Here is a 13,423-nt window from a genome sequence, read left to right as displayed (position 1 = left end):
GTATCGGACCGGGTCAAGAAAGGGCAAAGGAAATGTCCTTCGCTGGCTTGATCGCACCCTCCCGTGACGCTCGTCCGGCCCTCCGGTCACGCGGTGCGGGCGGCCGGACCCTGGCCCCGGCCGCCCACCGCCGCACGAGTGCCCCTCCGAGGTCAGCCCCTGCGCAGCATCCTCGACGCCCCCGCCGCCACGGTGGTGGCCAGAACCCACCCCACCAGCACCAGACCGGCCGCGGTCCACTGCCAGGCGTCCTCCATCCGCCAGTAGCCGTCCTGACCGAGGTTGATCACCGGGATCAGCAGGTCCAGCGCGTACAGGGCGGGGTTCCACTGCGGATGCTCCTCGCCCTTGATGGAGGGCGGGACGTGCTGCGCGAACGCCGCCGTGCCCGCCGCCCACAGCACCGCCATCCACACCGCGGCCCGCCCCGGCCGGTAGCCGTACGCCACCGTCCAGTCCTGGAGGTAGCCCCACGCCTTCGCGGCGGGCGGCAGCGTCTCGCGGCGGCGGCGCTGCTTGGCCAGCAGCACCTCGCGCGCGTCCGCGTCCTCGCCGCAGCTGCGCATCACCGTGGCCAGCCGCTCGTACGGCTCGGGGACGTACTCCGGGGTCGCGGCCTGCACCCACTCCAGCCGCCGGGAGAGCGGGAAGTGGCCGTAGGGGACGAGGTTCTCGTAGACGAAGCCGCCCATCGCCAGGCCCCCGGGGCCCGGCCAGCTCGTCGACAGGTCGATCAGGGTCACCACCTTCGCGCCGTTCAGGACGACGCGGCCCTCCTCCGGCCGCTCCGCGTTGAACCGCAGCTCCGGCGTCACGATCCGGCGCAGCGACAGCTCCTCCTGCCGGGTCATGGTGAACCGGGCCTTGTGCAGGTCCACCGCGTCCCCGAACCGCCCGTCGTCGAGGCGCACCCCGCCCCGGCACTCGAAGATCTGCGAGCGGGTGCCGCGCGCCGGGGTCGGGGCGTAGACCACGCCGTACGGGGGAGTGGTGCCCTGGTTCCCCGTGTCGACGCTCACCCACGCCTCGGTCATGTAGAGCGTGCGCTCCACCGTCAGCTGCGGGGCGTTCAGCGCGCGACGGTCCTCCGCGGCGCGCAGCCGGCTGCCGCGCAGGCTCAGCGAACCGCCCACCTTCGCCCCGCGCAGGCTCAGCTCGCCGAGCGTCTCGATCATCTCGGCCTGGAGGTCCTGGGCGACCGCCATGCCGTCCCCGACGATGGCCCGGCCGTGCCGGTCCGGGCCGACGCTGAGCTGGTTGATCAGCAGATCCGTGCCGATCTGGGCGTCGGTCAGCCGGATGCCCCGGTCGATCCGGCAGCGCGGCAGATGCAGATCGCCCTCCGTGTGCAGCCGGGCGGCCTCCAGCCGGGGCAGCGCGCACCCCACCAGCCGCAGGGTCGTGAAGTGGCACTCGGGGAGCACCACCTCCTGCTCGAAGCGGCAGCCGGTCAGCTCCACGTACGGAGCCACCCGGCCGCCCGCCAGGTCCAGCTTTCCGGTGATCCGCACCCCGCGGAGCTTCAGCGCCGCCACCCGGCCGGGCCGGGCCGGTGGGCCGCTCAGCAGCAGCCGTGCCACCGTGCGCGCGCCGACGCTCCGCTCGGGCCCCCACACCTGCGGGGCGAACGGATCGTTGTGCGCCGGGTCGTAGCTGCGTAAGTCGTAGGTGGTCCCGTTGCGGAAGGACTGCCACATGCCCAGCTCCGCTGCGCTGAGGCCGTCCGGGATGTCGCCTTCGTGCGGCTCGGTCACGGCCGCTCCCTCCGTGCACACATGCTGTAGTGCTGTTCTTCCCTCTGTGTGACGTCGTGAAAGCTAGCGGTCAGCAGTGACAGTCGGACATGGCCGAGACGCGTATCGGCCAGTGGTACGGACGACCGGTATCAGCCAGTGATACGGGCGACCGGCCGCTCGGACCGGTCTGAGAGAATTGCCGTGTGATCTCTCGAATCGATCTGCGCGGTGACGTCCTCCCCGAGGGCGCCGCCCTGCGCGACCTGCTGCCCCGTGCCGAGTTCGACGTGGAAGCCGCCCTGGAGACGGTGCGGCCCATCTGCGAGGACGTACGCCATCGTGGCTCCGCGGCAGTGATCGACTGGGGCGAGAAACTGGACGGTGTCCGGATCGAGTCGGTCCGGGTGCCCGCCGACGCCATCTCCCGCGCCCTGGCGGAGCTGGACCCCGCCGTCCGGGCGGCGCTCCAGGAGTCGATCCGCCGCGCCCGCCTCGTCCACCGCGAGCAGCGCCGCACCACGCACACCACCCAGGTCGTCCCCGGCGGCACCGTCACCGAGAAGTGGGTGCCCGTCGAGCGCGTCGGGCTCTACGTCCCCGGCGGCCGCTCGGTCTACCCCTCCTCCGTCGTGATGAACGTCGTCCCCGCCCAGGAAGCGGGCGTCGAGGGCGTCGCCGTCGCCTCCCCGCCGCAGAAGGACTTCGGCGGACTGCCGCACCCCACGATCCTCGCCGCCTGCGCCCTGCTCGGCGTCGACGAGGTGTACGCCGCCGGCGGCTCCCAGGCCGTCGCGATGTTCGCCTACGGCACCGAGGACTGCCTCCCGGTCAACCTGGTCACCGGCCCGGGCAACGTCTACGTGACCGCCGCCAAGCGCCTCCTCAAGGGCCGCATCGGCATCGACGCCGAGGCCGGGCCCACCGAGATCGCGATCCTCGCCGACGCCACCGCCGACCCGGTGCACGTGGCCGCCGACCTGATCAGCCAGGCCGAGCACGACCCGATGGCCGCCGCCGTCCTCGTCACCGACTCCGAGGAGCTGGCCGCCGCCACCGAGGCGGAGCTGGCCCCGCAGATCGCGGCCACCAAGCACATCGCCGACCGCATCGAGCCCGCCCTCGCCGGCCGCCAGTCCCGAATCGTCCTGGTCTCCTCCGTCGCGGACGGCCTCAAGGTCGTCGACGCGTACGGCGCCGAGCACCTGGAGATCCAGACCGCCGACGCGGCCGCCGTCGCCGACCGGGTCCGCAACGCCGGAGCGATCTTCGTCGGCCCCTGGTCGCCGGTCTCGCTCGGCGACTACTGCGCCGGCTCCAACCACGTCCTGCCCACCGGCGGGTGCGCCTGCCACTCCTCGGGCCTGTCCGTGCAGTCCTTCCTGCGCGGCATCCACATCGTCGACTACAGCCGCGACGCGCTCGCCGAGGTCACCCACCACGTCGTGACCCTCGCCGAGGCGGAGGACCTCCCCGCCCACGGCGCGGCGTTGAAGGCCAGGTTCGGCTGGAAGGTTCCGCAGCAGTGACGTACGACAGCACCGCCCCCCGCAACCCCTGGGACGAGCTCCCCATCCGCGACGAACTGCGCGGCCAGTCCCCGTACGGAGCACCCCAGCTCGACGTCCCCGTACGCCTCAACACCAACGAGAATCCGTACCCGCTCCCCGAAGCCCTGGTCGACCGGATCGCCGAGCGGGTCCGCGAGGCCGCCCGCGGCCTCAACCGCTACCCCGACCGGGACGCCGTGGAGCTCCGCACCGAGCTGGCCCGCTACCTGTCCCGCACGGCGGGACACCCGGTGAGCAGGGCCAACGTCTGGGCCGCCAACGGCTCCAACGAGGTGCTCCAGCAGCTCCTCCAGACCTTCGGCGGGCCCGGCCGCACCGCGATCGGCTTCGAACCCTCGTACTCCATGCACGCCCTGATCTCCCGGGGCACCGGCACCGGCTGGATCTCCGGCCCGCGCAACGACGACTTCACCATCGACGTGGACGCCGCCCGCGCCGCCATCGCCGAGCACCGGCCCGAGGTCGTCTTCATCACCTCGCCCAACAACCCCACCGGCACGGCCGTCGACGCGGAGACCGTCCTCGCCCTGTACGACGCCGCCCAGGCCGCCGGACCCTCGATGGTCGTCGTCGACGAGGCGTACGGCGAGTTCAGCCACCACCCCTCGCTGCTCCCGCTGATCGAGGGCCGCCGCAACCTGGTCCTCTCCCGGACCATGTCCAAGGCGTTCGGCGCGGCCGGACTCCGCCTCGGCTACCTCGCCGCCGACCCGGCCGTGGTCGACGCGGTCCAGCTGGTGCGGCTGCCGTACCACCTCTCCTCCGTCACCCAGGCCACCGCGCTCGCCGCCCTGGAGCACACCGATACGCTGCTCGGGTACGTCGCGCAGCTCAAGAGCGAGCGCGACCGGCTGGTGGCCGAGCTGCGCGCCACCGGCTACGAGGTCACCGACTCGGACGCCAACTTCGTCCAGTTCGGCCGCTTCGACGACAGCCACGCCGTCTGGCAGCAGATCCTCGACCGGGGCGTCCTGGTCCGGGACAACGGCGTACCGGGATGGCTGCGGGTCTCCGCGGGCACCCCGGCAGAGAACGACGCGTTCCTCGATGCGGTACGCGAACTGAAGAAGGAGCACGACGCATGAGCCCCCGCGTAGGCCGCGTGGAACGCACCACGAAGGAAACGTCCGTGCTCGTCGAGGTCAACCTCGACGGCACCGGCAAGGTCGATGTCGCCACCGGGGTCGGCTTCTACGACCACATGCTCGACCAGCTCGGCCGCCACGGCCTCTTCGACCTCACGGTCAAGACCGAGGGCGACCTGCACATCGACAGCCACCACACCATCGAGGACACCGCGCTCGCGCTCGGCGCCGCCTTCAAGCAGGCCCTCGGCGACAAGGTCGGCATCTACCGCTTCGGCAACTGCACCGTTCCGCTGGACGAGTCGCTCGCCCAGGTCACCGTCGACCTCTCCGGCCGCCCCTACCTCGTGCACACCGAGCCCGAGAAGATGGCGCCGATGATCGGCGCGTACGACACGACGATGACCCGGCACATCCTGGAGTCCTTCGTCGCCCAGGCGCAGATCGCCCTGCACGTCCACGTGCCGTACGGGCGCAACGCCCACCACATCGTCGAGTGCCAGTTCAAGGCCCTCGCCCGCGCCCTGCGCTACGCCTGCGAGCACGACCCGCGCGCCGCCGGCATCCTGCCCTCCACGAAGGGCGCGCTGTGACCGGCCTCAACACCATCCTGATCGTCGTCGGCCTCTTCCTGGCCGGCGGCGTCTACTCCTTCGCGAAGCAGGGGATGCCCAAGGGCGTCATCGTGCTGCTGTCGATCGGCTCCGTGATGTGCCTGGTGGCGGGCATCCTGCGGATCCAGGGACTGTGGGACTGAGGACAGACACGTCATGACTGAGAACAAGAAGAAGGTCGTCGTCTTCGACTACGGCTTCGGCAACGTCCGTTCCGCCGAGCGCGCCCTCGCCCATGTCGGAGCGGACGTCGAGATCACCCGCGACTACGACCGCGCGATGAACGCCGACGGGCTGCTCGTCCCCGGCGTCGGCGCGTTCTCCGCCTGCATGGACGGGCTGAAGCGGGCCCGCGGCGACTGGATCGTCGGCCGCAGGCTCTCCGGCGGCCGTCCCGTCATGGGCATCTGCGTCGGCATGCAGATCCTGTTCGAGCGCGGCATCGAGCACGGCGTGGAGACCGAGGGCCTGGACGAATGGCCCGGCACGGTCGGGCCGCTGAAGGCCGACGTCGTCCCGCACATGGGATGGAACACCGTCGAGGCCCCCGAGGACTCCCGGCTCTTCGCGGACCTGGACGCCGACGCCAGGTACTACTTCGTGCACTCCTACGCGGCGCACGACTGGTCCCTCGAAGTGACCAACGCCAAGATCCGTGCCCCCAGGGTCACCTGGGCCACGCACGGCGAACGGTTCGTGGCCGCCGTGGAGAACGGCGCGCTGTGGGCCACCCAGTTCCACCCCGAGAAGTCCGGCGATGCCGGCGCCCAGCTGCTGACCAACTGGATCGAGACGCTGTAATGCCGAAGCTTGAACTGCTCCCCGCCGTCGACGTCCGCGACGGCCAGGCCGTCCGCCTCGTGCACGGCGAGTCCGGCTCCGAGACCTCCTACGGCTCCCCGCTGGAGGCGGCCCTCGCCTGGCAGCGCGCCGGCGCCGAGTGGCTGCACCTCGTCGACCTGGACGCCGCCTTCGGCACCGGCGACAACCGCGCCCTGATCGCCGAGGTCGCCGGGGCGATGGACATCAAGGTCGAGCTGTCCGGCGGCATCCGCGACGACGCCTCGCTCGCCGCCGCCCTCGCCACCGGCTGCCGCCGGGTCAACCTCGGCACCGCCGCCCTGGAGACCCCGGAGTGGGTAGCCAAGGTCATCGCCGAGCACGGCGACAAGATCGCCGTCGGCCTCGACGTCCGCGGCACCACCCTGCGCGGCCGCGGCTGGACCCGCGACGGCGGCGACCTCTACGAGACCCTCGCCCGCCTCGACGCCGAGGGCTGCGCCCGCTACGTCGTCACCGACATCGCCAAGGACGGCACCCTGGAGGGCCCCAACCTGGGCCTGCTGCGGGACGTCTGCGCGGCCACCGACCGCCCGGTCGTCGCCTCCGGCGGGGTCTCCTCCCTCGACGACCTCCGCGCGATCTCCCTCCTCGTCCCCGAGGGCGTCGAGGGCGCGATCGTCGGCAAGGCGCTGTACGCGAAGGCGTTCACGCTGGAAGAGGCCCTCAAGGCGGTCGCCGCATGACCGAGGCTCCCGAGCCCACCGCCGCTTCCGCCGTACGCCGGATCTCCACCGGCGCCCCCTGGGAGGAGAAGTTCGGCTACTCGCGCGCGGTCGAGCTGCCGGGCGGGCTCGTCCTGGTGGCCGGCTGCACCTCCGTGATCAACGGCCAGATCTCCGCGGGCTCCCCGTACGAGCAGGCCATCACCTCCTTCGACGTCGCGTTCGCGGCGCTGGAGCAGGTGGGCCTCACCCGCGAGGACGTCGTCCGCACCCGGATGTACATCACGCACGCCCGGGACGTGGAGGACATCGGCCGCGCCCACAAGGAGCTGTTCGACGCCGTGCGCCCCGCCGCCTCGATGATCATCGTGTCCGGTTTCGTGGACCCGAGCCTGGTCGTCGAGGTCGAGGTCGAGGCCTACCGGGGAGGCGCGAAGTGAGCCTCGCCGTACGGGTCATCCCCTGCCTGGACGTCGACAACGGCCGGGTCGTCAAGGGCGTCAACTTCCAGAATCTGCGCGACGCGGGCGACCCGGTCGAGATGGCCAAGCTGTACGACGCCGAGGGCGCCGACGAGCTGACCTTCCTCGACATCACCGCCTCCAGCGGCGACCGCGAGACGACGTACGACGTGGTCCGCCGCACCGCCGAGCAGGTCTTCATCCCGCTCACCGTCGGCGGCGGCGTCCGCACCCCGGACGACGTCGACAAGCTGCTGCGCGCCGGGGCCGACAAGGTCGGCGTCAACACCGCCGCCATCGCCCGCCCCGGCCTCATCCGTGAGATCGCCGAACGCTTCGGACGCCAGGTCCTGGTGCTCTCCGTCGACGCCCGCCGCACCCCGGAGGGCACGTTCGAGGTCACCACGCACGGCGGCCGCAAGGGCACCGGCATCGACGCCGTCGAGTGGGCCCACCGGGCCGCCGAGCTGGGCGCGGGCGAGATCCTGCTCAACTCGATGGACGCCGACGGCACGAAGGACGGCTACGACACGGAGATGATCGAGGCGGTCCGCCAGCACGTCACCGTCCCCGTCATCGCCTCCGGCGGCGCGGGCCGGCTCGCCGACTTCGCCCCGGCGATCGGGGCGGGGGCCGACGCGGTGCTCGCCGCGTCCGTCTTCCACTTCGGCGACCTGCGGATCTCCGAGGTCAAGGGCGCCCTGCGGGAAGCGGGCCACCCGGTCCGCTGAGCCCGTACGGAGCCCGAGGCGGTATCACCGGTCTGCCGGGACCGGTGATACCGCCGATGCGCGTCCAGGGGGCGCACCGTGAGAGTGGCGAACGCCGACGGACGACGTCGGCGGCCACGCGGCGCACCCCGAGCCCCCGGACGACGGGCTTCGAGGGCCTCGCGTGGTGTGGTTCCGCCACCACCGAGAGGATCCCCCTCGTGCAGCAGCACCTCCTCCCCTCGCACCAGCACCCCCCGCACCCGAGCCGCCCCCGTACGTCCACGGGCCGCCCCCGTACGCTCACGGGTCTCCTGACCGCCGTCGCGGCCACCGCCGGTCTCCTGATGACCGCTCTGGTCCCGGGCGCCCAGGCCGCCGACAACCCCTACGAGCGCGGACCGGCCCCCACCAACGCCTCCATCGAGGCGAGCCGCGGCTCCTACGCCACCTCGCAGACCTCCGTCTCCTCGCTGGCCGTGAGCGGGTTCGGCGGCGGCACCATCCACTACCCGACGTCCACCGCCGACGGCACCTTCGGCGCGGTCGTCATCTCGCCCGGCTTCACCGCCTACGAGTCCTCCATCGCCTGGCTCGGCCCGCGCCTGGCGTCCCAGGGCTTCGTGGTCTTCACCATCGACACCAACACCACCCTCGACCAGCCCGACAGCCGGGGCCGCCAGCTCCTCGCCGCTCTGGACTACCTGACCCAGCGCAGTTCGGTGCGGACCCGGGTCGACGCCTCCCGGCTCGGGGTGATGGGGCACTCGATGGGCGGCGGCGGCAGCCTGGAGGCCGCCAAGAGCCGCACCTCGCTGAAGGCGGCGATCCCGCTGACCGGCTGGAACACCGACAAGACCTGGCCCGAACTGCGCACGCCCACCCTCGTGGTGGGGGCGGACGGGGACACGGTCGCCCCCGTCGCCACGCACTCCGAGCCGTTCTACGAGTCGCTGCCCGGCTCCCTGGACAAGGCGTACCTGGAGCTGCGCGGCGCCACGCACTTCACGCCGAACACCTCCGACACGACGATCGCGAAGTACAGCATTTCCTGGCTGAAGCGGTTCATCGACAACGACACCCGCTACGAGCAGTTCCTCTGCCCGCTCCCGCGGCCGGGCCTGACCATCGCGGAGTACCGGGGCAACTGCCCGCACACCGCGTAGTCCCGGCGTCCCCGGCCCTGCCGCACTGTGCTCCGGCACAGCGCGGCAGGGCTCCGGCTGGGAGCGCGCACCGCACCGGGCCGTCCCCGGCGGGGACCCGGACGCGGCGCTTCCACCCTCGACGACACGACCGTACGGTGCCGGTGTGAACCCATCGACGACCGTGCGCAGTCCGCTCCGGCTGTACGGCCGGGACGATGAACTCGCCACGGTGACAAGCCTGTTGGAGCTGTCGTGGCGGGGCGGCGGAGGTGTGCTCGTGCTGGCCGCGCCGCCGGGCCTCGGCCGTACGGCGCTGCTGCGCGCCGCCGCCGACGCACACCGCGACCGGGGCCCCGTGCTGTACGCCACGGCCGCCTCCGCCGGACGGTCCGTGCCGGGTGGCGGGCCGGTCGCCCCGCTCGGCCCGTCCCTCACCACCGGCCCCTCGCCCGCCGCCCCGTACCCGGTCATCACCCCCGAGGCGCTGGCCCGCCGACTGCGGGAACCGGGCACCGGACCGCCCCTGTTGGTCTGCGCCGACGACGCGCACACCTGGGACCCGGCGTGCAGGTCCGCCCTCGCCCGCGCGGCCCGCGGGCTGGGCCCGGGCAGCCGGACCGCCGTCCTCCTCTCGGCCGCCGACGGCACCGCCTTCGCCGGACTGCCCACGCTCCACCTCGCACCCCTGGACGAGGGCGCGGCCTCGGCGCTCCTGGACCGGCTGGCCGGGGGCGCGGCTCCCGGTGAGGGTCTCGGGCCGGCTCCCGGTGCGGACCCCGGCGCGCTCGTCGGTAGGGCTGCTCCCGGAACGGCTGATCCGGGAACGGCTGTCGTTACGGGGGAACTCGACCCGGTCGTGCGCGCCGAGCTTCTCCGCGAGGCGGCCGGAAACCCGCGCCTGCTCGCCGGGCTCACGGGCCGTCTCACCTCGGACCAGCTCGCCGGCCGCACCCCGCTGCCCTATCCGCTGCCCGGCGGCGAAACGGTGCTCGCCGCCCACGCCGAACGGCTCGACGGCCTCCCGGACCGGACCCGCACCCTGCTCCTGCTCGCCGCCGCGGCCCAGGAGCACGAACCGGAGGGCGCCGGGGCGGACGCCCTGCTCCTGCTGCGCGCGGGCACCCGCCGCGGACTGCCCCGGGACTTCCTGGACCGGGCCCTGTTCGGCACGACGGTCACCGAGGGCCTCCTCCAACGGGCGGGCAGCCGCGTCCACTTCGCCCACCGCCTCGCCGCCCGCGCCGTACTCCACCACGCCCCCTGGTCCCACCGCCGCGCGGCCCACGAACTGCTCGCCACCCTGCTGACGGAGACCGCGGACCGGGCCTCCCCGGACGCCTCCTCCCCGCCCCTTTCGGAGGCCCCGGCCGCATCGCCCCCGCCCGGCCCGCTCGCGGCCCTCGTCCAGTGGGCCTGTGCCGCGTCCGGGCCGGACGCCGCGCTGGCCGCCCGGCTCGAAGAGGCCGCCGGCGCCCCCTTCCCGCACGCCGAACGCTCCGCCGCCCTGGCCCGCGCCGCCCTGCTCACCACCGAACCCACGCTGCGGGCGGCCCGCCTCGCCGCGGCGGCCGAGCAGGCGGGGCTCGCGGGCGACCCGGCCCTGGCGCGGACCCTGCTGGCCAGGACCGGGCCCCGGGCCCCCGGCGCGGCGGGGCCGGCCGCCGACCGGGCGCGGGGCCTCGCCTCCTACGTCCACGGCATGCTGGCCCTGCGCTCCGGGCCCGCGGCCGACGCCCACGAAGTGCTGCTCGCCGCCGCCGCGCTGCTCGGCCCGCACGATCCCCGCCGGACCCTCGACGCCCTCCTCGGCGCGGCCGAGGCCGCCTGGGCGGCGGGGGACGCGCTCGGCTACCTCGACGCCATGAACCGTCTCGCCCGCACCCCGCTGGAGGCGGGCCTGGAGCACTACCGGGCCGGGATGTGCGCCGTGCTCGCGGGCCGCACCGCCGAGGGCCACGCCCTGCTCCGCCACTGCCTCGACCCCGCCGGGGAGCCCGGCGCCCCGGCCGCGCTGCTCCGGGCCGGGGTCGCGGCCCTGGTCCTCGGGGACGTCGCCGCCGCCTGCCGCGCGGGGGCCCGCGCGCTCGCCGCCGTACGGACCGGGGGCCCCGACGCGCTGCTGCCCCAGGCCCTCGAACACCTCGCCTACGCCGAGCTGCGGGCCGGGCGGCACGCCGGTGCGCGGGCGCACGCCCTGGAGGGGCTGCACGCCGCCCGCCGTACGGCGCAGCCCAACAGCTCCGCCCGTCTGCACGCCGTGCTCGCCCTCGCCGCCTCCGTGGAGGGCCCCGCGGAGGCGTGCGCCGCGCACGCCGACGCCGCGCTGACCGGGGCGGGGCCGCACGGGCTGGCCCAGGCCGTCACCCTCGCCACCTGGGCACGGGCCCGCGCGGACCTGGCCTCCGGGCGGCCCGGCGAGGCGGCCGCCCGGCTGGCCCCCCTCGTCGGGACCGGCCCGGGCCGGGGCCACTTCGCCGCCCGGATGCTCGCCGTCCCCTGCTGGGTCGAGGCCGTGGTCCTGGGTGGCCGGCAGCCCGAGGAGTCCCACGGACTCCAGGCGGCCGTGGACGAGTTCGCGTCCTGGGCCGCCCGGACCGCCGACCCGGGCGCGCCCGCCCAACTGGCCCGCTGCCGGGCCCTGCTGGCCCCCGCCGACGAGGCCGAGGCCCGCTACGCCGAGGCCCTGGCCCACCACGGCCGGGCGGGCGGCGCCTTCGAGCGGGCCCGCACCCAACTGCTGTACGGGCAGTGGCTGCGCCGCCGCCGGCGCACCCGCGAGGCCCGCGGCCCGCTGCGCGACGCCCTGGTCGCCTTCCAGCGCTGCTCGGCCCGTGCCTGGGCGGACCGGGCGGCCGGGGAGCTGCGGGCGGCGGGGGAGCCGGTCGGGGCCTCGCGGAGCACGGCGGGCGGACCGCTGGCGGCGCTCACCCCGCAGCAGCAGCGCATCGCCCGCTGCGTCGCCGAGGGGGCCACCAACCGAGAGGTGGCGGTGCGCCTGTCGCTCAGCCCCCGCACGGTCGACCACCACCTCCGCAACGTCTTCGCCGCCCTCGGCGTCCGCTCCCGCACCGAACTGGCCCGGCTGCTGGGCCCCTGACCCCCTGCGCGGCCGGGAGGTTGCCGGACCGTGATGAGGAGTTCCGCGCAGACCCCTAGGTACCGACTGGGCGGTATGCCATTCTGCGGGCGTCAGGATCGTGTCGCCGCGCTCGCGCCCCGCCCGGGCCGGGTGCCGGGCCCGCCGCTCGCGCGGCCGGCCGATTCCCGGTGGAGGCCGCCATGCCACAGGTCGTACGTTCGCGGATCGGGGCGCCGCACGGCCCGTCCCCGGCAACCCCGTTGCCGCACCGCTTCCGGTCCCTGGCGGACCGCGAGGCCGTCGAGGTGCTGCACCGGGCCGCCAGGGTCCTCGTCGCCTCGCTGCCGGCCCTCACCGACCGGCTGGTCGAGGCCCTGTACGCCCAGGAGCCCGGCTACCGGGCGGCCATCGACTCCGGCCGGGCCGAGGTGTGGCAGGAGGTCCACCACTCGCTGCGGCACAACGTCGGCTCGCTGATCCAGCCCCGGGAGTTCCGGGAGTCCGCCCACCGCACCTCCCGCTGGATCGGTGAGATACGCGCCGAGCAGGGTGTGCCGCTCGACGCCGTCCTGCACGCCTTCCGGATGGGCGGCGCGATGGTCTGGCAGGACCTCGTGGACGAGACCGCCCGCCGCGACCCCGACGACGTACGGCTGCTCGTCCATGTCGCCGCCGACGTGTGGAACTTCGTCGACGAGCACTGCGGGATCGTCGCGGACGCCTACCGGCAGGCCGAGCGGCGGCTGTCCTGGAGGCGCGAGAACCGGCAGCGGCTCATGGTCGCCGCGCTGCTGGACGGGACCGCCCGGATCGCCGACCTCGCCGAGGCGGCCGCGATGCTGGGCCTGCCGGAGCAGGGCCGCTACGCCGTGCTCGCGGTGGCCGCCGCCCCGCGCGGTCCGGGGTCGCCCGCCCGCCCGCCGCTGACGATGCCCGACGCCCCGGAGCTCTGGCACCCGGGCCCGGCCGCGGAGTTCGCGATCCTGCCGCTGTCGGGCTCGCCCGGCGAGCTGAACGAGCTGGCCGCCGCGCTGGACGTACCGGCCGGCGTCCGGGCCGGGATCGGCTCCGCCGTCGAGGGTCTGGCCGCCCTCGGCGACGCCCGGCGGCTCGCGGAGACCGCGCTGCGCGCCTGCCCCGCCTCCGGGGGCACCGTCCTGCTCGACGAGCACCTTCCGGACGCCCTGGTCGTCTCCTCCCCGGCGCTCGCCGGGGCGCTCGCCGACCGGGTCCTGGGCCCGCTGGACCGGCTGGACCCCGCCGACCGGGACGTCATCGTGGAGACCCTCACCGCCTGGCTGGACGCGGACGGCTCCGCGCAGCGGGCCGGTGCGCGGCTCTACTGCCACCGCAACACCGTCCTCAACCGCCTCCGCCGCTTCGAACAGCTCACCGGCCGCTGCCTCACCCGCCCCCGGGACGCGGTCGAGGTCTCCCTCGCCCTGGCGGCGCGGCGGCTGCTCGGCGGGTGAGGGAAGGCTCCGAGCCCAGAGGCAGATACACAGCTTTTCTTGCGC

At 74.5% G+C, this 13,423-nt stretch carries 12 protein-coding genes; 11 read left to right on the top strand and 1 reads right to left on the bottom strand.

The annotated features are described in order from the left end of the window. Nucleotides 1-152 precede the first annotated feature (152 nt). Nucleotides 153-1,754 (bottom strand): oxidoreductase, encoded by a 1,602-nt coding sequence (locus OG245_RS08605; protein ID WP_371622928.1) that lies wholly within the window; start codon nucleotides 1,752-1,754, stop codon nucleotides 153-155. A 185-nt stretch (nucleotides 1,755-1,939) separates the two neighbouring features. Here OG245_RS08605 and hisD point away from each other — a divergent pair, with 185 nt between their 5' ends. The 11 genes from hisD (at nucleotide 1,940) to OG245_RS08550 (ending at nucleotide 13,378) form a co-directional block, all read left to right on the top strand. Next, entirely contained in the window at nucleotides 1,940-3,262 is a 1,323-nt protein-coding gene (gene hisD / locus OG245_RS08600) for a histidinol dehydrogenase (protein WP_371622927.1), read from the top strand. Continuing rightward, complete coding sequence (locus OG245_RS08595; RefSeq protein WP_371622926.1) at nucleotides 3,259-4,389, top strand: histidinol-phosphate transaminase; 1,131 nt, start codon at nucleotides 3,259-3,261, stop codon at nucleotides 4,387-4,389. The genes hisD and OG245_RS08595 overlap by 4 nt, the downstream gene beginning before the upstream one ends. Beyond that, complete coding sequence (gene hisB / locus OG245_RS08590) at nucleotides 4,386-4,982, top strand: imidazoleglycerol-phosphate dehydratase HisB (RefSeq protein ID WP_371622925.1); 597 nt, start codon at nucleotides 4,386-4,388, stop codon at nucleotides 4,980-4,982. The genes OG245_RS08595 and hisB overlap by 4 nt, the downstream gene beginning before the upstream one ends. After that, complete coding sequence (locus tag OG245_RS08585; protein WP_003969742.1) at nucleotides 4,979-5,146, top strand: hypothetical protein; 168 nt, start codon at nucleotides 4,979-4,981, stop codon at nucleotides 5,144-5,146. Before hisB ends, OG245_RS08585 begins: the two co-directional genes overlap by 4 nt. Before the next feature lie 13 nt (nucleotides 5,147-5,159). Next, nucleotides 5,160-5,804, top strand: a complete 645-nt coding sequence (gene hisH / locus OG245_RS08580) for an imidazole glycerol phosphate synthase subunit HisH (RefSeq protein ID WP_371622924.1) — start codon at nucleotides 5,160-5,162, stop codon at nucleotides 5,802-5,804. Continuing rightward, complete coding sequence (priA, locus tag OG245_RS08575; protein ID WP_018957513.1) at nucleotides 5,804-6,529, top strand: bifunctional 1-(5-phosphoribosyl)-5-((5-phosphoribosylamino)methylideneamino)imidazole-4-carboxamide isomerase/phosphoribosylanthranilate isomerase PriA; 726 nt, start codon at nucleotides 5,804-5,806, stop codon at nucleotides 6,527-6,529. The genes hisH and priA overlap by 1 nt, the downstream gene beginning before the upstream one ends. Further along, on the top strand, nucleotides 6,526-6,948 hold the full coding sequence (locus OG245_RS08570; protein ID WP_371622923.1) for a RidA family protein: 423 nt from the start codon (nucleotides 6,526-6,528) through the stop codon (nucleotides 6,946-6,948). Before priA ends, OG245_RS08570 begins: the two co-directional genes overlap by 4 nt. Continuing rightward, complete coding sequence (gene hisF, locus OG245_RS08565) at nucleotides 6,945-7,700, top strand: imidazole glycerol phosphate synthase subunit HisF (RefSeq protein WP_371622922.1); 756 nt, start codon at nucleotides 6,945-6,947, stop codon at nucleotides 7,698-7,700. The genes OG245_RS08570 and hisF overlap by 4 nt, the downstream gene beginning before the upstream one ends. A 200-nt stretch (nucleotides 7,701-7,900) precedes the next feature. Next, nucleotides 7,901-8,845: an alpha/beta hydrolase gene (locus tag OG245_RS08560; protein WP_371622921.1), complete on the top strand. Its 945-nt coding sequence runs from the start codon at nucleotides 7,901-7,903 to the stop codon at nucleotides 8,843-8,845. A 145-nt stretch (nucleotides 8,846-8,990) separates the two neighbouring features. Continuing rightward, on the top strand, nucleotides 8,991-11,924 hold the full coding sequence (locus tag OG245_RS08555; RefSeq protein WP_371622920.1) for a LuxR C-terminal-related transcriptional regulator: 2,934 nt from the start codon (nucleotides 8,991-8,993) through the stop codon (nucleotides 11,922-11,924). Between the two features lie 182 nt (nucleotides 11,925-12,106). Continuing rightward, nucleotides 12,107-13,378, top strand: a complete 1,272-nt coding sequence (locus tag OG245_RS08550) for a PucR family transcriptional regulator (protein WP_371622919.1) — start codon at nucleotides 12,107-12,109, stop codon at nucleotides 13,376-13,378. The last annotated feature ends 45 nt before the right edge of the window (nucleotides 13,379-13,423 follow it).

The sequence above is a fragment of the Streptomyces sp. NBC_01116 genome (genome assembly GCF_041435495.1).
In the GTDB taxonomy this organism is placed as follows: domain Bacteria; phylum Actinomycetota; class Actinomycetes; order Streptomycetales; family Streptomycetaceae; genus Streptomyces.
The sequence above is the reverse complement of the archived record's forward strand: the minus strand, read 5'-3'. Positions and strand labels throughout refer to the sequence as shown.